The sequence below is a fragment of the Acinetobacter sp. 802_lipA genome (assembly GCF_058242885.1).
In genome coordinates this window covers 813,511-837,097 of the sequence record NZ_JBZAYP010000001.1, presented here as the reverse complement: position 1 = coordinate 837,097, position 23,587 = coordinate 813,511, and the positions used below count along the sequence as shown (strand labels likewise).

Annotated in this window: 18 protein-coding genes and 5 pseudogenes; 10 read left to right on the top strand and 13 right to left on the bottom strand. The window is 41.8% G+C overall.

What is annotated here, in order from left to right; all coding sequences use genetic code 11:
* Positions 1-59 precede the first annotated feature (59 nt).
* From AC4CU3_RS04170 to AC4CU3_RS04155, 4 genes and pseudogenes are all read right to left on the bottom strand, one after another.
* The gene (locus tag AC4CU3_RS04170) at positions 60-182 is read right to left on the bottom strand and encodes a hypothetical protein (RefSeq protein ID WP_004694789.1); all 123 of its coding nucleotides are present in this window, start codon (positions 180-182) and stop codon (positions 60-62) included.
* Between the two features lie 14 nt (positions 183-196).
* On the bottom strand, positions 197-1,201 hold the full coding sequence (gene cydB, locus AC4CU3_RS04165; RefSeq protein ID WP_279045301.1) for a cytochrome d ubiquinol oxidase subunit II: 1,005 nt from the start codon (positions 1,199-1,201) through the stop codon (positions 197-199).
* Positions 1,194-2,171: pseudogene (locus AC4CU3_RS04160) on the bottom strand (cytochrome ubiquinol oxidase subunit I); the annotation flags it as partial. The gene cydB and the pseudogene AC4CU3_RS04160, both read right to left, overlap by 8 nt.
* A 53-nt stretch (positions 2,172-2,224) precedes the next feature.
* Positions 2,225-3,156 (bottom strand): annotated as a pseudogene (locus tag AC4CU3_RS04155) (IS5 family transposase).
* 48 nt (positions 3,157-3,204) lie between these two features.
* Between AC4CU3_RS04155 and AC4CU3_RS04150 the strand changes: the two are divergent.
* Both AC4CU3_RS04150 and AC4CU3_RS04145 read left to right on the top strand, forming a co-directional pair.
* Positions 3,205-4,425, top strand: a pseudogene (locus tag AC4CU3_RS04150) (outer membrane protein assembly factor BamB family protein); the annotation flags it as partial.
* 94 nt (positions 4,426-4,519) lie between these two features.
* Positions 4,520-6,685, top strand: coding sequence for a TonB-dependent receptor (locus AC4CU3_RS04145; protein ID WP_279044128.1), 2,166 nt, complete (start codon positions 4,520-4,522; stop codon positions 6,683-6,685).
* A 97-nt stretch (positions 6,686-6,782) separates the two neighbouring features.
* Here AC4CU3_RS04145 and AC4CU3_RS04140 read toward each other — a convergent pair whose 3' ends face one another.
* The 4 genes from AC4CU3_RS04140 to AC4CU3_RS04125 all read right to left on the bottom strand — a co-directional run bounded on the left by AC4CU3_RS04140 (position 6,783) and on the right by AC4CU3_RS04125 (position 9,897).
* Positions 6,783-7,169: a carboxymuconolactone decarboxylase family protein gene (locus AC4CU3_RS04140; protein ID WP_058869076.1), complete on the bottom strand. Its 387-nt coding sequence runs from the start codon at positions 7,167-7,169 to the stop codon at positions 6,783-6,785.
* A 254-nt stretch (positions 7,170-7,423) separates the two neighbouring features.
* Entirely contained in the window at positions 7,424-8,071 is a 648-nt protein-coding gene (locus AC4CU3_RS04135) for a CoA transferase subunit B (RefSeq protein WP_279044107.1), read from the bottom strand.
* A 2-nt stretch (positions 8,072-8,073) separates the two neighbouring features.
* The gene (locus AC4CU3_RS04130; RefSeq protein ID WP_279044109.1) at positions 8,074-8,778 is read right to left on the bottom strand and encodes a CoA transferase subunit A; all 705 of its coding nucleotides are present in this window, start codon (positions 8,776-8,778) and stop codon (positions 8,074-8,076) included.
* Positions 8,779-9,015: 237 nt separating this feature from the next.
* Positions 9,016-9,897 carry a LysR family transcriptional regulator gene (locus AC4CU3_RS04125; RefSeq protein WP_279044110.1) on the bottom strand — a complete coding sequence of 294 codons (882 nt, stop codon included), beginning with the start codon at positions 9,895-9,897 and terminating at the stop codon, positions 9,016-9,018.
* Between the two features lie 575 nt (positions 9,898-10,472).
* Here AC4CU3_RS04125 and AC4CU3_RS04120 point away from each other — a divergent pair.
* Positions 10,473-11,897: pseudogene (locus tag AC4CU3_RS04120) on the top strand (GntP family permease).
* Positions 11,898-11,934: 37 nt separating this feature from the next.
* A complete protein-coding gene (locus tag AC4CU3_RS04115; protein ID WP_279044111.1) occupies positions 11,935-12,720 on the top strand; it encodes a 3-hydroxybutyrate dehydrogenase in 786 nt (261 codons plus the stop codon).
* A gap of 456 nt (positions 12,721-13,176) precedes the next feature.
* Here AC4CU3_RS04115 and AC4CU3_RS04110 read toward each other — a convergent pair whose 3' ends face one another.
* A complete protein-coding gene (locus AC4CU3_RS04110; protein ID WP_004694700.1) occupies positions 13,177-13,371 on the bottom strand; it encodes a hypothetical protein in 195 nt (64 codons plus the stop codon).
* A gap of 449 nt (positions 13,372-13,820) precedes the next feature.
* On the opposite strand from AC4CU3_RS04110, the gene sbmA reads away from it, so the two are divergent.
* From sbmA to AC4CU3_RS04085, 5 genes are all read left to right on the top strand, one after another.
* Entirely contained in the window at positions 13,821-15,014 is a 1,194-nt protein-coding gene (gene sbmA / locus AC4CU3_RS04105) for a peptide antibiotic transporter SbmA (protein ID WP_279044113.1), read from the top strand.
* A gap of 143 nt (positions 15,015-15,157) precedes the next feature.
* Complete coding sequence (locus AC4CU3_RS04100) at positions 15,158-16,210, top strand: hypothetical protein (protein WP_279044115.1); 1,053 nt, start codon at positions 15,158-15,160, stop codon at positions 16,208-16,210.
* A gap of 59 nt (positions 16,211-16,269) precedes the next feature.
* A complete protein-coding gene (locus tag AC4CU3_RS04095; RefSeq protein ID WP_227556988.1) occupies positions 16,270-16,410 on the top strand; it encodes a hypothetical protein in 141 nt (46 codons plus the stop codon).
* A 42-nt stretch (positions 16,411-16,452) separates the two neighbouring features.
* On the top strand, positions 16,453-17,133 hold the full coding sequence (locus tag AC4CU3_RS04090) for a hypothetical protein (RefSeq protein ID WP_227556989.1): 681 nt from the start codon (positions 16,453-16,455) through the stop codon (positions 17,131-17,133).
* A 110-nt stretch (positions 17,134-17,243) separates the two neighbouring features.
* Positions 17,244-17,762: a hypothetical protein gene (locus AC4CU3_RS04085; protein ID WP_005399999.1), complete on the top strand. Its 519-nt coding sequence runs from the start codon at positions 17,244-17,246 to the stop codon at positions 17,760-17,762.
* Positions 17,763-17,922: 160 nt separating this feature from the next.
* On the opposite strand, the gene AC4CU3_RS04080 is transcribed toward AC4CU3_RS04085, so the two are convergent.
* Complete coding sequence (locus AC4CU3_RS04080) at positions 17,923-18,501, bottom strand: DJ-1/PfpI family protein (protein ID WP_279044117.1); 579 nt, start codon at positions 18,499-18,501, stop codon at positions 17,923-17,925.
* Positions 18,502-18,725: 224 nt separating this feature from the next.
* Positions 18,726-19,198 (bottom strand): annotated as a pseudogene (locus tag AC4CU3_RS04075) (hypothetical protein).
* A 307-nt stretch (positions 19,199-19,505) separates the two neighbouring features.
* On the opposite strand from AC4CU3_RS04075, the gene AC4CU3_RS04070 reads away from it, so the two are divergent.
* On the top strand, positions 19,506-20,477 hold the full coding sequence (locus AC4CU3_RS04070) for a hypothetical protein (protein WP_159153172.1): 972 nt from the start codon (positions 19,506-19,508) through the stop codon (positions 20,475-20,477).
* 46 nt (positions 20,478-20,523) lie between these two features.
* Here the strand turns inward: AC4CU3_RS04070 and gatB are convergent, their stop codons facing one another.
* Together gatB and gatA are read right to left on the bottom strand one after the other, a co-directional pair.
* On the bottom strand, positions 20,524-21,999 hold the full coding sequence (gene gatB, locus AC4CU3_RS04065) for an Asp-tRNA(Asn)/Glu-tRNA(Gln) amidotransferase subunit GatB (RefSeq protein ID WP_279044118.1): 1,476 nt from the start codon (positions 21,997-21,999) through the stop codon (positions 20,524-20,526).
* Positions 21,999-23,555 carry an Asp-tRNA(Asn)/Glu-tRNA(Gln) amidotransferase subunit GatA gene (gene gatA / locus AC4CU3_RS04060; RefSeq protein WP_279044119.1) on the bottom strand — a complete coding sequence of 519 codons (1,557 nt, stop codon included), beginning with the start codon at positions 23,553-23,555 and terminating at the stop codon, positions 21,999-22,001. Before gatA ends, gatB begins: the two co-directional genes overlap by 1 nt.
* Positions 23,556-23,587 lie beyond the last annotated feature (32 nt).

Genomic DNA, 23,587 nt, shown 5'->3' with positions numbered 1-23,587 from the left:
AGGCACAGGACATGTATTGAAAGTCCCGTGCCTAATTCATAAAAAATGCTTGGCTGGCTTTAGTAAGCAAAACTCAGCAACAGCTTAAAGAAACCCGCAATCAGTGCGAGAGAAATAAAGCCAAAGCACCACAATAAAATAAACCATAATCGTGGGCTGAGTCGATCAACAAATTTTTTCATGTCTATCTCCTCAATTAATGATAACCCTGATCCCCTATACGTACTTTGTCACGGAACACCCAATAGGACAAGAAGGTATAGGCAATGATGATCGGAATGAGAATTGAAGCCCCCACCAAGGTGAACTTTAAACTTGACTCAGGTGCAGCGGCCTGCCAAATAGTGACCGATGGCGGAATAATATTGGGCCATAAGCTGATGACGAAGCCAGTAAAAGCCAAAAAGACTAAAGCCAAAGTATAGATAAACGGTTTTAGTTCATGCTGCTTTTTGCACGCCGATAGAATCAAGCCAACAAACAGTAAGACTAAAATTGGCACTGGGCTAAAATAGTATAGATTCGGTAGAGAGAACCAACGCTGTGCAATTTCAGGATGGGTCAGCGGCGTATATAAACTCACGGCACCGAAGATAATGAGTAAAGCAATAATCAGCCGAGGCATGAGATGAAACATCCGTTGCTGTATCTCTTTTTCGGTTTTCCAAATGAGCCAGCCACAGCCTAAAGTGGCATACATCACCACGACACCTAGACCGGTAAAACATGTAAATGGCGTGAACCAGTCCCATCCACCACCGCTGTAAATACCATTGGTGGTCTGAATACCTTGGATATAAGCCCCTAAAATCACGCCTTGGAAAAAGCTCGATAAGATAGAGCCCCAGATAAACGCGAGATCCCAGAGGTATTTGGTGCGCGTGGCTTTGAAGCGAAACTCGAACGCTACGCCGCGGAAAATCAAGGCAACCACCATAAAGATAATGGGTAAATACAGTGCCGATAAAACGGTTGAATAGACCAAAGGAAATGCAGCGAATAAGCCAGCACCACCCAGGACCATCCATGTTTCATTACCGTCCCAAACGGGCGCGACGGTATTCATCATCACATCACGTTCTTGCGTTCCGTTCATAAAGGGAAACAGAATGCCAATGCCTAAGTCGAAACCATCCATAACCACATAGATGAGTACCCCGAGCCCGATGATACCGACCCAAACCAAAGCGAGATCAATCATGTGGTTTCTCCTTACTATTTTGAGCAGAAGGATCAGTGGTATCGATAGATTCTTCAACAGCACTGAGTGGACGTAAAGGGGTTTTAAAATGCCCCGGACCAGTATCTTGCACGGCATCTAAAGGCGTAGAAAAAGCAGGGCCTAATTTGATCAAGCGCAGCATGTAGTAAATTCCCGCGCCAAAGACGACGGTATAGACCAGAACAAAAATAATCAGGCTCAAGCCGACTTGATCTGCGGTGACTGTATGCGATAAACCGTCTTTAGTCCGAATGACGCCATACACGACCCAAGGCTGACGGCCAACTTCTGTAGTGACCCAACCTGCTAGGAGCGCGATATAACCTGTAGGTCCCATAATGATGGCAAATTTATGAAACCAACTGCTTTCGTATAGAGAGCCTTTTTTACGTAGCCACAGTGCTGTTAATGAGAGTAAAACCATTAACATGCCCAAGCCGACCATGACTCGGAAACTCCAAAACACAATCAGTGCATTCGGACGGTCTTCAGCTGCGAAGTCTTTTAAACCAGTGACCTGACCCTCTAGGGAATGCGTCAGAATCAAACTGCCCAGATTGGGAATACCAATCTCAAAATCATTCGACTCTGTTTCCATATTCGGTAAAGCGAACAGTAATAAAGGCATGCCATGATCACGATTGGTTTCCCAATGACCCTCAATGGCTGCCAATTTTGCAGGTTGATGTTTTAAGGTATTTAAACCGTGGTTGTCCCCAATCACAACTTGTAGGCAAGACGTGACCAGTACCATCCATAAACCCATAGAAAAAGACTTTTTCACCAACTCATCACGACGACCTTTCAGTAAATGCCATGCGGCGGTGCCAACCACCAAAAGTGATGAGACGAGGAAGGCCGCTGCTGCCATATGGGCAAATCGGTAGGGGAAGGATGGGTTAAACACAATTGCCCACCAATCTGTGGGGACAATAATGCCATTTTCGATGGGCTTTGTTGCACAAAGATTTGAAATGCAAAGCGCCCCTAATTGAGCCAAATTTAAGGCGTAACTTGGGTAAGTGGTCGACCTAATTCCGTAAATCTGTTAAGGACTGCTACACGTGCATGGATCTCATTCACTTGGCTATCAAAACTCCTTGCACTGAGTTTATCTCCTAATAATTTGATGCAATGCATCTTAGTTTCAACCAAACTTCGCCGATGATAGCCTGACCATTTTTTCCATAGTGTCCTGCCTAAACGTTTAATTGTTCGAAGTAATTCATTTCGCTCTAGCGAGCTACTCTTTGTATCTTTCCATGGTTTCGCATTTTTTCTAGGTGGAATCACCGCATGCCCTTGCCGATCTGCAATGACCTGACGGCATTGCTTGGTGTCATAAGCTCCATCGGTATAAACAGAGTCAATCCGCTCATCTTGTGGAATCTGATTAAGTAAATCACCAAGCACCTGTGAATCACTGACATTATTGGTTGTAAGCTAAACTGCTCGTATTTGTAGGGTTTTATCATCTATACCAATATGTAATTTACGCTATTGGCGACGATATTCAAGTCCATGTTTCTTGCGTTTCCATTCGCCCTCACCTAGAAACTTCATGCCTGTAGAGTCCATGAGTAGATGCAGTCCATCGCTACTTTTTGGTAGCTGATTACAATATCAATATGCTTTTGTCTTCTACAAAGCGTGGTGTAATCTGGAGCTATCCAATTTAATCCGCAAAGTTTAATCAGACTTTGCACAAAGCCAGTGACCATACGTAAAGACAGACGGAATAAGGATTTAATCATTAAGCAGCATTGGATGGCTGCGTCGGAGTAGGTTTGATTTCGCCCTTGTTTGCCTTTTGATGGCGCATACCATTGCGTAGCAGGATCAAACCAAATGGCAATATTTCCGCGACTCATGAGTGCTCGGTTATATGCGGGCCAATTGGTTGTGCGGTAGATTTTGTGTGTAGGCTTCTTCATTTGAAAATTATATCGCTGAAAAACCCTTTACAGATAGGTTTGTGCAACAAAGCCGGTGAAATCTATAAACGTAGCTCGGCAAACTCTTGGGCTGCAATGTCCTACGACCTGCAAATGAACACGGTGTTTTTACCGATGGGAAGTTCGTCAGTCGATGTTTGGGGCGGAAACCGTCAACCTGTAGATCATAAGTACAATTCTTCTGTTTTGGCTTTGGATGCAACCACAGGTAAAGAAAAGTGGGTTTATCAAACTGTTCACAATGACCTTTGGGACTTTGATTTACCCATGCAGCCAAGCTTGGTCGACTTTCCAATGCAAAATGGGCAAACCAAAGCTGCTGTTGTCATTGGCACCAAGTCTGGTCAGTTCTTTGTACTTGACCGTGTGACAGGCAAGCCTTTAACCAAAGTGGTTGAGCAACCTGTAAAAGCTGCAGATATCCCTGATGAGCAATACAGTGCAACTCAGCCACGTTCAGTTGAAATGCCACAGATTGGCAATCAAACTTTGACTGAATCGGACATGTGGGGCGCAACGCCATTTGACCAGTTGATGTGTCGCATTAACTTTAAGTCTATGCGTTATGACGGTCTCTTTACAGCACCGGGTTCTGATATATTTTTAATTTTTCCGGGATCACTGGGTGGGATGAACTGGGGCAGTATTGCATTTGACCCAACGCATCGTTATATGTTTGTCAACGACATGCGCCTAGGTCTGTGGATTCAGCTGATTAAACAAACGCCTGAAGACTTAAAACTTGAAGCCAGTGGCGGAGAGAAGGTCAACACTGGTATGGGCGCAGTGCCAATGAAAGGTACACCGTATAAAGTGAATAAAAACCGCTTTATGTCGGTATTGGGCATTCCATGCCAAAAACCACCTTTCGGAACCATGACGGCGATTGATATGAAAACCCGTCAAGTGGCCTGGCAGGTGCCTTTAGGTACGGTTGAAGATACTGGTCCAATGGGCATCAAAATGGGCTTAAAAGCGCCGATTGGTATGCCAACTATTGGTGGTCCAATGGCGACGCAAGGTGGTTTAGTGTTCTTTGCTGCAACACAAGACTTCTACTTGCGCGCCTTCAATTCATCTAATGGTGAAGAGTTATGGAAAGCGCGTTTACCCGTAGGTAGCCAAGGTACACCAATGAGCTATATTTCTCCAAAAACAGGCAAGCAATATGTGGTCATTTCCGCAGGTGGGGCACGTCAGTCGCCTGATCATGGTGATTATGTGGTTGCGTATAGCTTAGCCGATTAAAACGTTTTATTGTATGGGAAGCCTGCCGAGATGATAGGCTTCCCATTTTTATGGTAATAACAAGCAAGGAAATATTGTGCGATTAACTTATTTGATGCCTGCGCCTTTTAAACAAGCCTTATTGACAGCGGTTATTTTACAATCTATGCATGCTTATGCAGAAGCGACAGAATATCAACTTCCTGTCATCACCGTCCAAGCGGTACATACCGATAGCGAGTTGTTATCGACTTCTGCATCCATTCAAAAAGTCCAAGCGGCTACAGTACAAAACAATGCCAATGTGAACCTATCCGAAGTATTACAAGGGGTTGCAGGCTTACAAATTAATAACCGCGAAAACTATGCGCAAGACTTACAGATTTCGATGCGTGGCTTTGGCGCTCGTTCAACTTTCGGCGTACGTGGCATTCGGATGTATGTCGATGGTATTCCTGCGACCATGCCTGATGGTCAAGGGCAAAGTTCCAATATTGACCTCAATAGTTTAGATCACATCGAAGTACTGACAGGGCCATTTTCATCTTTATATGGTAACTCATCAGGTGGAACCATTTTAGCTGAGAGCAAAGAAGGACAAGGGAAAGACTCAATTCAAGTGGGACTCAATGCAGGCAGCCATCATAAGCAACAAGCCAATATCCAATTACAAGGGGGTTCCGAACAGGCCAATCAACCTGCTTATGTGATTAGTTCTTCTTATTTTGATACCGAAGGTTTTCGAGACCATAGTGTTGCACAAAAAGTATTAAATAATGCCAAACTAACATGGAACTTAGACGATGGCAGTAAAATCAACTGGGTGATGAACCGTGTCGATATTGATGCTGACGACCCGCAAGGTCTCAGTCGTGAGCAGTGGAAAGCTAATCCGAAACAAGTGAATGACCGTACCAATACTTATAATGTGCGTAAAGAAATTGAACAAACCCAAACAGGACTGACGTGGACTAAACCGCTGAATGACCAGCAAGAGTTGTATAGCATGTTCTATTTGGGAAACCGACAAGTCGTACAATATCAGTCGATTCCTGAGTGTGCAATAAATGAAAATACAGGCAAATGTATACCGAATTCTTCACAACTCAATCCTCGCCATGCAGGTGGAGTAATTGATTTTGACCGAGATTACTATGGCGCAGATTTTCGCTGGACAGGAAAAGCACTTTTGCCGAATACAACTTTGGTTGCAGGACTGGCTTTAGACCGGATGGTCGAGGACCGTAAAGGTTATAACAATTATAATCATGCGGGTACATTTGGCGTGAAAGGTGATTTACGCCGAAATGAAAATAATACCCTGTGGAATTTAGATCCGTATGTACAAGCCTCATGGCAATTCTTACCCACATGGCATCTTGATACAGGCTTACGCTATAGCAATGTACATTATGAGTCAGATGATCATTACATCCTTGATAAAAATGGTGATGACAGTGGTTCAACGGATTATCAAAAATTATTGCCTTCTGTAGCTTTAGGCTGGGAAATTTTACCTGAAATTTATGCCTATGCCAGTTATGGCAAAGGCTTTGAAACGCCAACCTTTACCGAAATGGCTTATAACACTGATCCTTCGAAATCGGGTATGAATTTTGCGTTAAAAGCAGCAAGTAGTGATAACTATGAGCTGGGTCTAAAGTCGCAGAATCCATTCGGGCTCTTCACTTTAGCTGTTTTCCAGACAGATACAGAAAACGATATAGTGACAGCGGGAACACGTGATGGTCGTGCGACTTTTCGTAATGCAGATCAAACCACACGACAAGGTTTAGAGCTTTCATGGCAACAAACGATTTGGAAAGAACTCAACATACAATCGAGCTTTAGTTATATTGATGCTGAATTTGATAGTTATACAGCAGAAATAGCGAATCCAAAGGATTCAACGAAACCTTATGCGAAAGCCATTAATAAAGGAAATAAGATTCCCGGAATTGCCAAAAACCAAGTGTTTACCCGTATTGCATGGCAACCTGAACAGGGCTTTCAAGCTGGCTTAGAAGCACGCTATATGGATAAAATTTATGTCGATGATATCAATTCGGATACTGCGCCAAGTTATACCGTTGTAGCTGCAAATGTCGGCTACTTATGGGTAAACCGTGACTGGAAAGTAAACAGCTATGCCCGAGTCGATAACTTGTTTGACCGTAACTATGTTGGCTCAGTGATTGTGAATGACAGCAATAGTCGCTTCTTTGAACCTGCCGATGGTCGAAACTTTAGCGTTGGCATGAGTGTAACCAAAGCCTTTTAATGGAAATGGTTTGGCTAGGGAAAAATGCTGCATAGCCAAACCAGATGAATCGCGCCATGCGACTGCAAAAAACGCTTTTGTATGGCGCATAATCTATTTATGAATGGCTTTGATATTCCTGAATCACTTCCAGCGCAGCGCGGAACGCCTCTTGAGTCGCAGGTGCGCCGCAATAAGGCAAACTGTGTAAAAGGACTTCTTGAATTTCTTCAACCGTTGCACCGTTATTCAACGCACCACGAACGTGACCTTTCAGCTCAGTTGGACTTTTTTGTGCCGTCAAAAATGCAATGGTAATTAACGAGCGATATTTACGTGGTAAGACACCTTCACGTTGCCATGTTGAGCCCCAAGCATGTTCATTAATCCAGTCCTGCAAAGGTTGGGTGAAAGGTACAGTATTGTCCTGAGCACGTTTAACAAAAGATTCGCCCATGACTTCTGTGCGAACTTTTAAACCATTTTCATAATCTTGTTGTGACATGGAAACCTCTGAATGTGGAGTGCAAATATAGTAGCCGAGCGGTTTGGTTTTTCATCAGGTATTTGGGTTGAAAAGATGTGCGCGGGAGTCATCATTCGCTAAATTCGGGAGTATAAAGATACTCTTAATCAAGCTGATGATGGTTTTTATGCTTGATTCAAAGGCTATAAAGAAGTCTCTTTCTAACTGAAAATCTTTTTGATTGAGCCCAATAAGAAAGCAGCCGAAGCTGCTTTGAATGATGTCGTTTTGTACTAAGCGGCTTTAAAGTCATTGATGATGAGTTCTAATCCAGTCATTTTTTGGATTTGTTCTAGGTTCACATCGCGTGCCAGTTCAACCAGTTTTATACCTTCAGCAGTGATATCCATCACGCCTAAGTCAGTAATGATACGGCTGACAACAGCTTTACCCGTGAGTGGTAGGGTACATTGGGGCACGATTTTTGGCGTGCCATCTTTGGCGCAGTGTTCCATCAGAACCACAACTTTTTGTACACCAGAGACCAAGTCCATTGCACCGCCCATGCCTTTGACTTTTTTACCCGGAATCATCCAGTTTGCCAAGTCGCCTGTTTCAGAGACTTCCATTGCGCCTAAAATAGCAATATTGACATGACCACCCCGAATCATGGCAAAAGATTCTGAGCTTGAGAAAAATGCAGCACCTTTACGTGCGGTGACGGTTTGTTTTCCTGCATTAATCAAGTCTGCATCGACTGCATCATGGGTTGGAAACTCATCAATACCGAGCAAGCCATTTTCTGACTGTAACCAAACATTGATCCCTTCTGGCAGATAATTGGCCACTAAAGTCGGCAAGCCAATACCTAAGTTGACATAAAAACCATCTTCGAGTTCAAGGGCAGCACGCTGCGCCATTTCATTACGTGTCCAAGCCATGATTAAGCTTCCTCTGCTTTAATGGTCAGTTGTTCGATCTGCTTTTTGGGAGTGGCGTTCAGTACCACACGGTTGATGTAGATACCTGGTAAATGGATGTCATCTGGATCGATTTCACCAATTTCAACCACCTGTTCAACTTCGGCAATCGTGAATTTGCCTGCCATGGCACAGTCAGGGTTAAAGTTACGGGCTGTTTTACGGAATACCAAGTTACCGGCTTTATCGGCTTTGTAGGCTTTCACTAAAGCAACGTCCGCAGTGAGAGACATTTCTAAAATATGCGGACGACCATCAAAGTCGCGGACTTCTTTACCTTCGGCAATGAGGGTGCCTACACCTGTTTGGGTGAAAAATGCAGGAATACCTGCGCCTCCTGAACGTAGTTTCTCCGCGAGTGTACCTTGTGGAGTGAGCTCAACTTCAAGTTCACCATTGAGATACTGACGCTCAAACTCTTTATTTTCACCGACATAAGAGGCAATCATTTTTTTAATTTGTTTGGTTTCTAATAATTTACCCAAACCAAAGCCATCCACACCCGCATTATTCGAAATACAGGTTAAACCTGTGACACCTGTATCTTTTAAGGCATCAATTAATGCTTCTGGAATACCACAGAGGCCAAAACCACCCACGGCAACCGTTTGATTATTGGCAACCACATCAGCCAATGCTTCGGCTGCATTTGCGAAGACTTTATTCATCTTTTATTTCCTGATCTTCCTTGCTTGTTATTTTTTTAGCATTGCGCTGCACTTTTTAGAAATTGAATCTTTCTAACGTATAATAAGAAAAACTCATTAATGCAGAATATTTACAAAGAAAAATAGATAAAAGAAGAGTCAAAGCATGTACGAAAGCTATGCAAATAATCATACGGCTTATTCTGAACTATAAAGGTTTAGCCTCAGTTTCGCTTAGTCAAGGAGGGAGAACTTAGCTTAGAAATGATGCCAAAGTGTGGTTTCAATAAATTGGGACGACATGTTAGACAGTTCATAATCTTTTTTATAAATAATGCCCACCGCGAGCTGCGCTTGATTGTCCTCAATTTCAACCAACACATTTTTTTCAAGGTCGATGAATTTTTGGAAGTGTCGTGGAATAGCACTGACGCCCATGCCGTAGGCGACAAAGTGTGAAAGCGAACTGATCTGGTGGCATTCGACTTTTAGATCCAAAACTACTTGAAGCGCAGCACAATGTTCCTCAATCACATGCCGAATAATCGAGGGGTTTTGTAAGGTCACAAAAGGATAAGAGCAGAGTTCAAGCCATGTCACGCTTTTTTGTTTGGCTAAGACGTGGTGTTTGGGCAGCAGAGCCAAAAAGTCTTCATTGAATAAGGGCTGAAAAATCAGTTGATCATTCGGTTTAGGTTCAAAACAAATGCCAATCTCAAAGATGCCTTCTTGAACTTTTTCAATGATTTTTTCATTGGTGATGTCATGGATTGAAAAACTGATGTTGGGGTGCTGCTGTGCAAAATCATGCATCACTTCGGGGAGTACCGCATGAGTGGCAAAGGGCATTGAGGCAATATTTAAAGTACCACGGTTGAGTTTAAAGCGCTGTTTTACATCTTTTTCCATATCCTCCCAGTTGGCCAAGAGCTTTTTGGCATAGGGAATGAGGGACTGACCTTCAAGGGTGATTTCTACCCGACGTGTGTTGCGTTTAAACAGTTTTCCACCGAGTTCTTCTTCTAATGTTTTAATGCTTAAGCTGAGAGCGGATTGGCTCAGACACAGTTCATTGGCTGCATTGGCATAATTAAGCGTACGTGCAAGGACCAAAAAGGCTTTTAATTGTTTGAGTGTCATGAGCTTCCCTGAGCAATGATGCAACACGATGTTGAATGAAAATGAACGTGTTGTTCTCAAATGGTTTACATGAAAAATACAACAGACGGTCAAAACAGATCAAGTGATGGAAGTGGGTGCATTTTTATCAAGTCGTCAAAGCAGTATAAATCGAACAACGTGATAGTCTGTAAAAATATGTTTTAACTGAATGAAAAATATAAAAAATAGTCATTTCGTGCGATTGTGAAATTTTACCTTTAACTTGATGCAATTAGTTTTATCAGTCTTGCTAGGGCTTGGATATTAATCAATTTTTCTTCTTACTCAATGATTATTTTCAAACAATGTGTGGGTTTATATGCATTATAGTCTGACCCAATAAGCTGAAATATTAATGCTCTGATGGATAAATATAGTACATAGATCAGAGTGCAAATAGACATCTCGTCATGAGGGAAATAGACGGTCTATGAATGCGTATTTGGTTTTTCCGCACAGGCTGATTGCACTGTGATTCAACTAGATTTGACATCATTCGCCATTAATATCACAGCACATCAAGACATATTTTCTTTAAGGATGGAGTAAAAAATATGTGGGATTTGGGTGTAATTTTATTGTCTCTTGGGCTACTGATGTATACAGCCTACAGAGGTTTTTCTGTCATTCTTATGGCACCGATTTGTGCCCTGTTGGCGGTTTTACTGATTAACCCTGCTAACGTTTTGCCTTTTTAATCAGGCGTATTTATGTCCAAAATGGTTGGGTTTATTAAAGATTATTTCTTGGTGTTTTTACTCGGTGCCATCTTCGGTAAAGTGGTTGAAATGTCAGGGATTGCCGAATCTATTGCCAAAACTATTGTGAACCTGATTGGCTCTAAAAATGCGATGCTAACTGTTGTACTTTTAGGGGCGATTTTAACCTATAGCGGCGTCAGTCTCTTTGTGGTGGTCTTTGCTGTTTATCCATTTGCGAATCAACTCTTTAGACAAGCCAACATTCCAAAGCGTTTGATTCCGGGAACCATTGCCCTTGGTGCATTTACGTTTACCATGGATGCATTGCCGGGAACCCCGCAAATTCAAAACGTTATTCCGACGACCTTTTTTGGTACAGACATTTATGCAGCGCCTTTTCTTGGTTTGATTGGTGCGGTATTTGTTCTAGCAACGGGTCTGAGCTATTTGGAATGGCGTCGCCGTGTAGCCGCTCGAAATGGCGATGGTTATGCCACAGGTATTGAGCTGACAGAAGCCGAGCAACAACAACTGAAACAAAACTTAGATATAACATCAAATGGTTCTACCGCGCGTCAATGGTTGGCTTTTGTACCTCTTATTTTAGTTGCTATGACCAATAAGTATTTATCCACTGCGATTAAAGAATGGTATCCAAACGGTTTCGACTTTAATGCCATTGGACTTGCAGCTTACACCGTCGATGTTGCCAAAACCTCTGCCATTTGGGCCGTGGGTTTAGCCTTAATTGTGGGCATTATCGCGGCAATTTCATTTGACTTCCGTCGTGTCTATACGGGCTCCAAAGATGGCGTCAATGCCAGTATTGGCGGGTCTTTACTTGCCGTGATGAATACCGCATCTGAATATGGTTTTGGTGCGATCATTGCGGCCTTACCGGGCTTTGCAATCATTAGTCATGCATTGGGTAATACTTTTACCAATCCGTTGGTCAATGGTGCAGTCACTACGACAGTTTTAGCGGGTGTGACAGGTTCAGCCTCTGGCGGGATGAGTATCGCTTTAAGTGCGATGGCGGATCAGTACAATGCTGCGATTCTAGCCATGGGAATTCCACCTGAAGTCATGCACCGTATTGTTGCGATGGCATCTGGCGGTATGGATACCTTACCGCATAATGGTGCCGTGATTACCTTGCTTGCTGTGACAGGTTTAACCCATAAACAATCGTATAAAGACATTTTTGCCATCACGATTATTAAAACCATCGCGGTATTTGTTGCTATTGCTGCCTTTACTTGGTTTGGTATTGTTTAAGACTTTGGAATGAAAAAAGAAGACAACGGAGTACATCATGAGTCAACTGTTAAAAGATAAAGTTGCATTTATTACCGGTTCAGCGAGTGGTATTGGACACGAAATTGCAAAGAAATTTGCTAGTGAAGGTGCAAAAGTTGTCATTTCTGATATGAATGTCCAGAAGTGTGCTGAAACGGTGGCGGCACTTCAAAAGCAAGGCTTTGATGCATTGTCTGCGCCTTGTGATGTGACCGATGAAGAAGCATATAAAACAGCGATTGAACTGACTCAAAAAACCTATGGTCGGTTGGACATCCTCATCAATAATGCGGGTTTTCAGCATGTTGCAGTGATTGAAGACTTCCCAACAGCAGTCTATCAAAAGTTGATTAATGTCATGTTGGTGGGGTCGTTCATTGGCATTAAGTACGCATTTCCAATCATGAAAGCGCAGCAGTTTGGTCGCGTGATTAATATGGCTTCGATTAACGGATTAATTGGATTTGCTGGCAAGGCCGGCTACAACAGTGCTAAGCATGGTGTGATTGGTTTGACCAAAGTGGCGGCTTTAGAGTGCGCGCGTGATGGTATTACGGTGAATGCTCTGTGTCCGGGCTATGTCGACACGCCGTTGGTACGTGGTCAAATTCATGATTTGGCTAAAACCCGAAATGTCAGTGAACAAAGTGCATTAGAAGATGTGATTTTGGCGATGGTGCCGCAAAAACGCTTATTGAGTGTAGAAGAAATTGCGGATTATGCGATCTTTCTTGCCAGTGATAAGGCGGGTGGTGTAACGGGTCAAGCCGTGGTGATGGATGGTGGTTATACCGCGCAATAACTTAGCTCAGCACCCGTTTAAAAATTGAAAGCCTCGGATGTTCGCATCTGAGGCTTTTTTATAGCGAGAAGTTTTGCAGAAAGACCTAGGTTTAAATAAGTGGTGAGCTTGGTGAATGACTCGGTAAATATAGAGTTATAGACTGAAGATTTTCAAATCCTTTCTCTTTTTCTGATTTATAGTTCAAAGTTTTACTTAACAAGGATGAAGGATTTAATGTAGATCAATTAAATCAAGAGATTAAGGATAAAATGGATGCATAACGACGATACAAATGAGCCCCAGAAATCACAAAATCAATAGGTACAGAGAACTCTCAGCACGGTATTCATTTGCTGATTGGGTATAAAAAACTAAATTTTAATAAAAATAACCAGTTTTAAATTAATAAAAAAAGATGGATTTTTATTTTTATCTTATTGAATGGATTATTCTTTTATTAAAGAGCATTGCAAATTACAGCTTCTGCCACACTTGATTTTCATCATCAAAAGACACCGTAAAATTAAAACGAGAATCTGCCGTTACCAAGTAACCAGTAGGTGTTTTCATGAGAACTTTGAGCACAGTGCCTTCTTCAAAGTTAATGGGTGGAAAGTCTTCTTTTGTCAGTGTGAGTGGTTTGATCAGTTCAAGTACTAGGGTTTCCATGTCATAGATCCAATAGTTTTTAATGAAAAGATAGTAGCATGAAGTCATTTTAAAATGTGCAAACTTCATTCTTTTATACATAAAATCAACAAGTAATCGTATGGTTGTCAGAGAAATACCATCATTGCACTCGCTTTAAATCCTAAGCAATTTTTCAGTTTGAAACCCAAAAGTTATAAGCAATAAAATATTATTTTAAATCTGGGGTAAAGCCCGTTCGTATTTTCATAAGTTATTGAAATAATTTATTTTGATTGTGATGTGACTGATCAAGTCGGAAAATAATGTCCTGAGCTCTTGTGAAGGGGCATACAAATCAAATAACGTATAACCCAATAAGGATAAGTAAAGTGTACAAACTTGCTGTAATGCGATTGTACTAAATTAAGAAATAAGGATTAGTATGCACGGATTGCATACCTGAAACATAAAAGGGATATATATCGTTCATGTTTAAGTCATTTTTCCCAAACCCTAGATGGTTCTTCATTTCAGTATTACTTTGGTCGGTGATCAATGTCGTACTGTGGTACACAGGGGGAAATACATGGGGAAGCGCCATAGGTTGGCCGCAAGGATATGCAACGGCTGAACTGCCTATAGGAGTGAGCCGTTTTTGGTCTCCAGCTTTTTTGTGGTTCTATCTCTGGTTTTTTATAGCGACAACACTCTTTGCCTTATTTTGGCGTTTTGTTTCAGACAATAAATGGCAAAGATGGTCGATTTGGGGCTCCGCATTTATTCTGTTTAACATCTGGTTTGGTGTACAGGTCAGTGTTGCCATCAACGCATGGTATGGACCATTTTGGGATCTCATTCAAAGCATGCTTGGTAAAGGTGGTAACATTAAAGACCTATATATGGGTACTTTAACCTTCTTGTATATTGCGATGGTTGCGGTCACTTTTGCAGTGATCAATGCCTTTTTCACCAGCCACTATGTATTTCGGTGGCGTACAGCGATGAATGAATACTACACCCAACACTGGGAAAAATTACGTCATATAGAAGGGGCATCACAACGTGTGCAAGAAGACACTATGCGCTTTGCTACTATTTTAGAAGATTTGGGCGTTGAGTTGATCAAGGCTGTGATGGTGTTGGTGGCTTTCTTACCAATTCTATTTGAGCTTTCAAAGCATGTTCCTGAATTGCCTATTGTGGGTGAAGTAAAGCATTCCCTAGTTTGGGCTTCTATTATTTGGGCTATTTTTGGTACGGTCTTGTTAATGGTAGTAGGAAGTAAACTACCAGGTTTAGAGTTTAATAATCAGAAGGTTGAAGCGGCTTACCGTAAAGAGTTGGTGTATGGGGAAGACCATGCAGACCGTGCCCAACCTGCAACATTGGTCGAACTGTTTAGCAGAGTAAGAAAGAATTATTTTAGACTTTATTTTCACTATGCTTATTTTAACTTAGTCGCGACATGGTATCGACAACTGGATATTTTATACAGTTTGGTGGTGTTATTTCCCGCAATTGCAGCAGGGAAAATGACTCTAGGTTTAATCAACCAAATTGGTAATGTGTTTGATAAAGTACGAGAGTCATTTCAATATCTAATTTTGTCATGGAAAACCATTATTGAACTGCTCTCGATTTATAAGCGTCTAAAAGCTTTTGAATCGACTTTGGATGACTAAATATTTTTGATGTATCTCACCTGCCTTTCACGGCAGGTTTTTTATGTGCTCAAGCATCATTTTGTCTGTAACTTTTGTTGTATGGTTCAAACTAAATTTATGAAATGTTGTTGAGGTTATCATAAAACAAAGCAGAATGATGTGTGCGTCAAGCTAAAATAAATAATAAAAACAGTTGTTTAAGTTTGTTATTTTATGTGCTTTCCGCTAATGTTTTTATGCGGGTGTTTAAGAGTAAAGTCGTAGTGAATTATAAAATTTTATGTGTATTTGGGGTTTTGGGGAGTGTGTTGCAGGGCTGTACCAGTCTGGGAAATATAGCACAAGCACCTTTTACAAATATTGCATCACCACAAGAACTAATCGTAGAACGAAAAATTAATGATACCGATAAAAACAGCAAAGAATACGTCTATCACACGGTAGGCGTAAAAAATGAAAAAGATATCGAGGCGCTATATCCGCGCAGCATGTTTAGTCAGTATTGCCAAGCACATGGTGGGCGCTTTAATCAGACACAAAAAAGTAGTTTCAGCTTAGTGAAAGATCCGTGGGCGAAAAAATTACTTCGTACCTATAACAGTTTAAAACAGGGCACGGGTACTTTTCGTTGCCAGCTCAATAATGGCGAACAGTGGCTGGTGAGTATTGAGGCATTGTCTGAACGCAAACTGCCTAACTCAAATGATACTCGTGTGGTGAATCTACAAAGCAAAGTACTGACTGAGTCAGCACCACGAAGTATGACCCCTATTACGCCAAGCAAAAAAACGGTGACGAAGGCACCTGCCACCAAGGCAGAAGTGAAGAAAGAGGAAGAAAGCAAAAAAGAAGTTGAGCCTAAAAAAGAAAGCAAAGTTGAAGTACCACCTAAAGTCGTCAAAGCTGTAGAAACACCACAGCAGCAACAGGCCAAACTGTATGTGGCTGCACGCCGTGATATTAACAGTGGACGCAACCAAGTCGCTGCTTGTAACAGTGCACAACGCGCATATAACTATGGTCGTTTGCCAGGGTCGGATGCCTCAAATGTCTATACCGAATCGGGCATATTAGTTGCACGCTGTTTAACGGGTATTCCAAGTTATAGCAGTCGTTTTTCCAACCCTAAAGGGCAAGCAAAATATGTTTTGCAGAACTTAGCCAAAAACCATAACCACACAGGTGCTAAAAATATGCTCAAGCAAATGAAGTAAGATTTTCGGCTGTTTGCGACCGAACTTCATGTGAGCACCTCAACCAAAGGAAGAACATCATGAGTAATGTCCAAACACCAGCCACCTATTTTACTGCGCCTTTGCTGGATCAGACCGTGCAAGAAATAGACGTTGATATTTCAGCTCAGCCTTATTTTTACAAAAATGACGGAACGCCTGAGTATTTAGCTGATCTATAAGATGCTATTGAACTTATTTCTGCATCATCGACCAATGCCCGTATGAGTATGGGACATGTTTATGATGTACCCAAAGAAATAGCAACGATCCAAGCCCATTGGGGAGAGCAGACTCAGTTAGCATTCGGGGGAAACTCTTTTGAGTTTATGCCACTCAAAGCCACGCCAGAAACTGCTGCCGCATTTGGTATGACTTTGCTGAAAGCTAGACAGGCGATAGAGGTACAGGCTACGCAGAAAAAGTTGTCTCAAATTAAATATCAATATGGCATGTTGGCGGGTCATTTTTTCCCTTATGACCCAACTCAAATCAATCTAGCCGCGAAAACATTATATCCTTTTGTCGTCACAGACTTAGAGCATCACGACTTTCCGCATGTTTTTGCTTCGACCGATCCAAATCAATTGCCGTTGGTGATCTCAGCAGGACGATATTTTCCAAAAGACCGAAAAATTTATTTGGCTGACTTGTGGGTAGAACATGGTGACGCACTTTATATTCCTGAAATGCCGAAGCAAGTTGCTCCTGAATTTATCGATTTACACAATAACCGTAATGCTGCTTTAGCGTGTTGGAAGGGCGAAAGTGATCAATCTACGATTCATATGCATACTTTGCTTGATCCCAAAGGTTATTTTTATTGGTTTTGGAATGCATGCCCGACTATACACCCACAGCTCACTGCATTTGAAACTGCTGAGTTGGATAGGGAAATCGCTTGAATTGAGCGATTTAATTTTCTCCAACTACACGGTAATTTTACAGTTCCATAACAGGCTGATCGACGGGCTTTGTGATACAAAGAATGCAATTGTTGATTGGAGTTGAGTTTATGTCACAGCCTGTTTTAAGCGTTTTACGAGGTCGGTCTTCTGTTCTTTTTCGTCATGCTTTTTTGGCCGCAGCATTGTGTGGTTCAGTCCAAGTTGCAACGGCCAGTACTACAGTCGACCAACTGAGTAATTGTTTGGTGAAGTCAACGACAGCAACAGATAAAACCACTGTGTTGCAGTGGACGTTTGCGGCACTGGCTGCACATCCAGATCTGAAAGTGTATAGCAATGTCACCGATGCACAGCGTACACAGCTAGATAAAAACCTCGCACAGGTTTTACAACGCATTTTGGTGGAGCAATGTTCAGCACAGACCAAAGCAGTGATTCAAGCTGAAGGCTTACAAGCGGTTGGAGACAGTTTTCAGGAACTTGGACAGATTACGGGTGAGGAAATTTTAAAGAACCCTGAAGTGAAAGGGCAGTTGCAAGGTGTCTTGCGCTATGTGGATTTAAATAAATTGGTCACGACTTTTTTAACCCCAGAAATTTGGAATAAGTTGGGTGTGACGAGATAGTTCGGTCTTTGAAAATTATGAATAGTGAGAGCGATTTATAAACTGAATCGAAAGCATTAATGTTATAAAAAAGCTCCTTGAGTCGCAGGAGCTTTTTTATTTTTGAATCTAAAAAGATGATAAACCATGCCATAAAAAATTCAGTTGAGGAACAACACAATTAAATCGTCACAGTCGCTCCTAAAGCTTGAATAAACTGTGCCATCCAAGCAGGGTGTGCAGGCCAAGCCGGCGCTGTGATCAAGTGTCCATCGGTTACAGCTTCTGTCACTTCAATGTCCGCATAAGTCCCACCTGCTAGTTTCACCTCGGCTGCGCACGCAGGGTAAGCGGAACAAGTACGGCCTTTGAGTACATCGGCTGCTGCAAGAATTTGAGCACCATGACAAACTGCTGCAATTGGCTTTTTCGCAGCATCAAACTCACGCACAATCTCAAGAATACGTTCATTCATGCGTAAATATTCGGGCGCACGTCCACCGGGAATGACTAAACCGGCATAGTCCGCAGTGTATACCGCTTCAAAGTTGTAGTTGATAGCAAAGTTATGACCGCGTTTTTCACTATAGGTCTGCTCACCTTCAAAGTCATGAATGGCTGTGGCGATGCTTTCACCTTCATTTTTATCGGGACAGACTGCGTGAACGGTATAACCGAGACCCGTTAAGAACTGAAAAGGCACCATAGTTTCATAGTCCTCGGCATAGTCACCGACGAGCATTAAAATTTGTTTTGACATTTTTAAACCCTCTTTATTGTTTGTGCATATTTATGTTTAATTTTGATCTAAATTAGCACAGTTCAGATGTCATTTTTAAGTCATTCAGTGCTCTTTAGTCGTATAGCTGACGTTATTTTTTATAAAAAAGCCCCAATCAATTGAGGCGTTTTAACTGTATAGAAAAGTATGTTAAATCAATCAGTTTATAGATTCATTGATATGAAATTAACTACGCTGACATGTTAATAGTCTAATGTGCAGGCTTTGCCGTTATATTCATAACGGTTGACATCATATTTTTGACCATTCCAGCGGTAGACAGCAAAACAAAATCCAGGGCCGCCATTTTCAATATCTGGCCAGCCGTCTTTTCCTTTGGTTTTTAGAAAAGTAGGGATGCCCATGTTTTCAAAAATGAGTTTCCATGTTCCATTTTTTGCTGAGCAACGATATGGTAGCCGACACCTGTGTTGCCATAGCACATGGTGCCGTAGTCTGAAATGACTGCGTCTTTTAGGCCGTCACCATTGAGGTCTTTGTATGTGGTGATTTCACCTGTGTCGCAGCTACCTTCCCAGCCATGTTTTGTTTTTGAAAAGCCAGCTGCTTTAAAAATTTGGCTGGCTTCTTTGGGTGGAACATTGAGTTTACTTTCTGCAAAGGCGGTGGTGTTAAGGAAAGCAAGGGTAGAAAGTGTGAGGATGGCAGTTTTCATTTTTGTCCTTTGATTTTTTGAAAGTGGTTAATTTTTAAAAATAGAATGTGTTTAGTGTAGTGGATTTTGGATAATTATATAGGTGGTTTGAGTTCACCTGAAAAAGAGGAGACTGTACTTATTAATTAAATAAAAGGTTTAATTTTTAAAGGTGGAAAACGAACGTTCACAAAGAGATGGTTTAGAAACCATATATATGAAAAATAGATATGTGGATGTATATAAAATATTTAATTAAATATTATTTATTGATTTGTAATAATTATTTTTAAGATAAGTTTTATTAATAATTTTAATAGGAAAAGTGATGGCGCGGAAACTTTTAATTTTTGGTAATGGCTTAGGGATGGCAGTCGATGCAAATCATTACTCTTTAACAAATGCATTAAATACCGTTTGGAGTAATGATGCATTATGGAATGACACAGTACATCGTGATCTCATCCAAAATTGTATTCCTTCAGGACAGTGTCCAGTCTCAGAAGAAGAATTAGACAAGTTGTATTTGGTTTCGACTTCTTGTGATTATCTTAATGATTTTCCTAATACAGCTAATGGAGAACATTGGTTATCTGATTATGGTCAAGAGTTCACGGATGCAACACAAGAATATATCCATACCGTTGCATCACATTTATTTAATTCAACTAATGTTTTACCTACTGTATTTAAAGCCGCTTTGATTAATTTTGTTAGTAGTACTAAGTCACATGTTGCAACACTCAATTATGACAAGCTACTTTATGAAGAGTTTATTAATGCAGGTATCTGTAGTGGATTTTCAGGACAATTAGTTGATGGATTTACAAGTAGTGGATTTGATAGCTCTAATCTAGTTCGACTTTATGGTCGAAATTTTGGATATTACATGCATTTACATGGATCACCATTATTTAAAGATATAGGTGGACTAACTTACAAATTATCGACATCTCAAGTTTCAGTTGGGAATATTTTCGGTAGTAAGCATATTGTTTTAACACATATTCCACATAAGCCAAGTGTAATCACAGCCTCAGAAGTACTATCAACCTATTGGAACTATTTAATTTTATCTTTAAGCGAAGTAAATGAAATAATTTTATTTGGGTATTCAGGGTGTGATACGCATTTAAATCAACTTTTAAAAGTACATGCAAATAGTAAATCCAAAAAAATTGTTGAGTGGGATGGTGATGGTCAAACAAATCCGCAACGTCAACAGTTTTGGGATGGCGAGTTAGGGGCTAATGTAAGCTTGCAAAGAATGGCCGATATTACCCAATTTACATCATGGTAAAAGAAAACCCGCTTTAGAGCGGGTTTTCTTTTAAAATTAGATTGTATTAACCAATCAATTTCTTCATCAATTCATTTACTTGTGCAGGGTTAGCTTTACCCTTAGATGCTTTCATTACTTGACCAACAAGACCATTGAAAGCTTTCTCTTTACCAGATTTAAACTCTTCAACCATCTTCTCATTGGCAGCAAGAACGTCTTTAATAATCGCTTCAATCGCACCTGTATCAGTTTCCTGCTTCAAGCCTTTTTCCGCAATAATTTCGTCCGCAGTTTTGCCTTCATCCCACATAAAGCCGAATACTTGCTTCGCAATCTTGCCGCTAATGGTGTTATCCACGATACGTGCAACCATGCCGCCCAGTTTTTCAGCCGAAACAGGAGAGTCTGCGAGCTCTAATCCTGCTTTGTTTAAAGCACCAGAGAATTCGCCCATCACCCAGTTTGCAGACACTTTACCTTGTGCAGTGCCGCCAGCAGCAGCCACAACCACTTCATAAAAGTCTGACATTTCGCGGGTCAGCGTCAACACATGCGCATCGTACTCAGTGACACCAAAGTCCGCTACGAAACGCTCACGACGCGCCGCAGGAAGTTCAGGTAATGCAGCACGAGCAGTTTCAATTTGCGCATCTGAAATAATCACAGGCAACAAGTCAGGATCTGGGAAGTAGCGATAGTCGTTCGCTTCTTCTTTCGAGCGCATCGAACGTGTTTCCATCTTCACAGGGTCGAATAGACGCGTTTCTTGGTCAATCGTGCCATCCCATTCCAAAATTTCCATTTGGCGTTCAATTTCAACATTGATCGCTTGTTCAATGAAACGGAATGAGTTGAGGTTTTTCAACTCGCAACGTGTACCGAACGGTTGACCCGGACGGCGCAACGACACGTTACAGTCGGCACGGAATGAACCTTCCGCCATGTTACCGTCAGAAATACCCAACCAACGCACTAAAGTGTGAATCGACTTGATATAAGCCACCGCTTCTTCAACCGAACGCATATCGGGTTCAGACACGATTTCAAGTAAAGGTGTACCTGCACGGTTTAAGTCGATGCCTGACATGCCTTCAAACTGGTCATGGATCGATTTACCTGCATCTTCTTCAAGGTGAGCACGCGTTACGCCAATGCGCTTTACCGTACCATCTTCAAGTTGAATATCGATATGACCCAAGCCCACAATCGGGTTATCCATCTGGCTAATTTGGTAGCCTTTCGGAGAGTCAGGGTAGAAGTAATTTTTACGTGCAAACACAGACGCTTGGTCGATGTAAGCATCAATACCCAAACCAAAGCGAATGGCTAAATCGACCACTTCTTTGTTCAATACAGGTAGTACACCTGGCATTGCCAAGTCAACTAGGCTAGCTTGGGTGTTTGGGTCTTGACCAAATTCAGTCGAAGAACCTGAGAAGATTTTAGATTGGGTCGCCAACTGAGTGTGAATTTCAATCCCAATAACGACTTCCCAGCCATCAATTAATAACGACTTGGGTTTCTTTTGAGCTTGAGCCATTATGCATTCTCCTCAGCAATTGCCGCACGTTTCGTATGCCAATCCGTCGCTTGTTGGTACTGATGTACCACAGACAACAGTTGCGATTCTGACCAATAGTTACCAATCAGCTGTAAGCCCACAGGTAAGTCGATAGGATCACAAGAACCAGATGTTCCATGACCTAAATCATTTGGATCACGAGGTTCGTCAGGATAATAATCTGATTGACGCGTTGCAAAACCACATGGGAAGGCAATAGCAGGTAATCCGGCTAAATTGACTGCAATAGTATAAATATCTTCAGCATAGGTGATTTCAGGTGCTAATTTTGCACCTAAGCGATATGCTGTTGAAGTTGTAACTGGAGCCGCGATTACATCAATATTTTCAAATGCTTTTAAGAAATCTTGTTGGATTAAACGACGTACTTTTTGTGCTTTCACATAGTACGCATCGTAGTAACCCGCAGACAACGCATATGTACCAATCAAGATACGACGTTGCACTTCTGCACCAAAACCTTCAGAACGTGAACGTTTGTATAAGTCCATCAGGTCAACTGGGTTCTCAGCACGGTAGCCATAACGTACGCCATCGTAACGAGACAAGTTTGATGACGCTTCAGCAGGCGCAATCAAGTAATAGGTCGGCACGTAGCTTTCAGTCATGTTGAGGTCGATCTCAACTAATTCTGCTCCCATACTCTCAAGTTGTCTTAATGCGCTGAAAATACGATCACGAACATCAACATCTAGTGGACGATCGTAGAAGTATTGTTTTGGAACACCAATACGTAAACCTTTTACAGGCATGCCATTCAAGTTCGTTACGTAGTCATCAACTTCTTTGTTGACAGATGTTGAGTCTTTCGCATCATGACCTGCCATCACGTTCATCAGGTACGCACAGTCTTCAGCCGAGCGAGCCATTGGACCGCCTTGGTCTAAAGACGATGCATAAGCGATCATACCAAAGCGAGAAACACGACCGTAAGTTGGTTTAAGCCCTGTTAAACCGCAGAGTGCAGCAGGTTGGCGGATTGAACCGCCTGTATCTGTGCCTGTTGCAAATGGAGCTAGGTCGGCAGCCACAGCAGCAGCAGAGCCACCTGAAGAACCACCTGGAATACGGTCAAGTGCCCAAGGGTTTGCTGTTATTTTGGCATAAGAGTTTTCAGAGGTCGAACCCATTGCGAATTCATCCATGTTCACTTTACCTAAAGTGACAAGGCCCGCAGCTTTACCTTTCGCTACAACGGTGGCGTCGTAAGGAGAGATAAAATTGTCCAGCATTTTAGAGCCCGCAGTGGTTTTAATGCCTTGGGTACAGAAAATGTCTTTGTGTGCAATCGGCACACCTGTCAATGCGGTTGCTGTTCCTGCTTTAATTGCAGCATCGGCAGCATCGGCTTGTGCAAGCGCTTGTTCTGCAGTCACGGTTACATAAGATTTAACTTGTGTATCCAGTTTTGCAATGCGCTTTAAATAATGTTCAGTCAGTTCGCGAGATGAAAATTTAGCCCCAGCTAAACCCTCAGAGAGTTCACGAATCGATAAGCGATGTAAATCTGTCATGAGAAATGTCTTTACGTTAATTTTTACAAAAT

Bases quoted from the DNA above. Each gene is read 5' to 3' on its own strand.
- AC4CU3_RS04170 (WP_004694789.1), bottom strand. From the start codon at position 182: ATGAAAAAATTTGTTGATCGACTCAGCCCACGATTATGGTTTATTTTA.
- cydB (WP_279045301.1), bottom strand. From the start codon at position 1,201: ATGATTGATCTCGCTTTGGTTTGGGTCGGTATCATCGGGCTCGGGGTA.
- AC4CU3_RS04145 (WP_279044128.1), top strand. From the start codon at position 4,520: ATGCCTGCGCCTTTTAAACAAGCCTTATTGACAGCGGTTATTTTACAA.
- AC4CU3_RS04140 (WP_058869076.1), bottom strand. From the start codon at position 7,169: ATGTCACAACAAGATTATGAAAATGGTTTAAAAGTTCGCACAGAAGTC.
- AC4CU3_RS04135 (WP_279044107.1), bottom strand. From the start codon at position 8,071: ATGGCTTGGACACGTAATGAAATGGCGCAGCGTGCTGCCCTTGAACTC.
- AC4CU3_RS04130 (WP_279044109.1), bottom strand. From the start codon at position 8,778: ATGAATAAAGTCTTCGCAAATGCAGCCGAAGCATTGGCTGATGTGGTT.
- AC4CU3_RS04125 (WP_279044110.1), bottom strand. From the start codon at position 9,897: ATGACACTCAAACAATTAAAAGCCTTTTTGGTCCTTGCACGTACGCTT.
- AC4CU3_RS04115 (WP_279044111.1), top strand. From the start codon at position 11,935: ATGAGTCAACTGTTAAAAGATAAAGTTGCATTTATTACCGGTTCAGCG.
- AC4CU3_RS04110 (WP_004694700.1), bottom strand. From the start codon at position 13,371: ATGGAAACCCTAGTACTTGAACTGATCAAACCACTCACACTGACAAAA.
- sbmA (WP_279044113.1), top strand. From the start codon at position 13,821: ATGTTTAAGTCATTTTTCCCAAACCCTAGATGGTTCTTCATTTCAGTA.
- AC4CU3_RS04095 (WP_227556988.1), top strand. From the start codon at position 16,270: ATGAGTAATGTCCAAACACCAGCCACCTATTTTACTGCGCCTTTGCTG.
- AC4CU3_RS04090 (WP_227556989.1), top strand. From the start codon at position 16,453: ATGAGTATGGGACATGTTTATGATGTACCCAAAGAAATAGCAACGATC.
- AC4CU3_RS04085 (WP_005399999.1), top strand. From the start codon at position 17,244: ATGTCACAGCCTGTTTTAAGCGTTTTACGAGGTCGGTCTTCTGTTCTT.
- AC4CU3_RS04080 (WP_279044117.1), bottom strand. From the start codon at position 18,501: ATGTCAAAACAAATTTTAATGCTCGTCGGTGACTATGCCGAGGACTAT.
- AC4CU3_RS04070 (WP_159153172.1), top strand. From the start codon at position 19,506: ATGGCGCGGAAACTTTTAATTTTTGGTAATGGCTTAGGGATGGCAGTC.
- gatB (WP_279044118.1), bottom strand. From the start codon at position 21,999: ATGGCTCAAGCTCAAAAGAAACCCAAGTCGTTATTAATTGATGGCTGG.
- gatA (WP_279044119.1), bottom strand. From the start codon at position 23,555: ATGACAGATTTACATCGCTTATCGATTCGTGAACTCTCTGAGGGTTTA.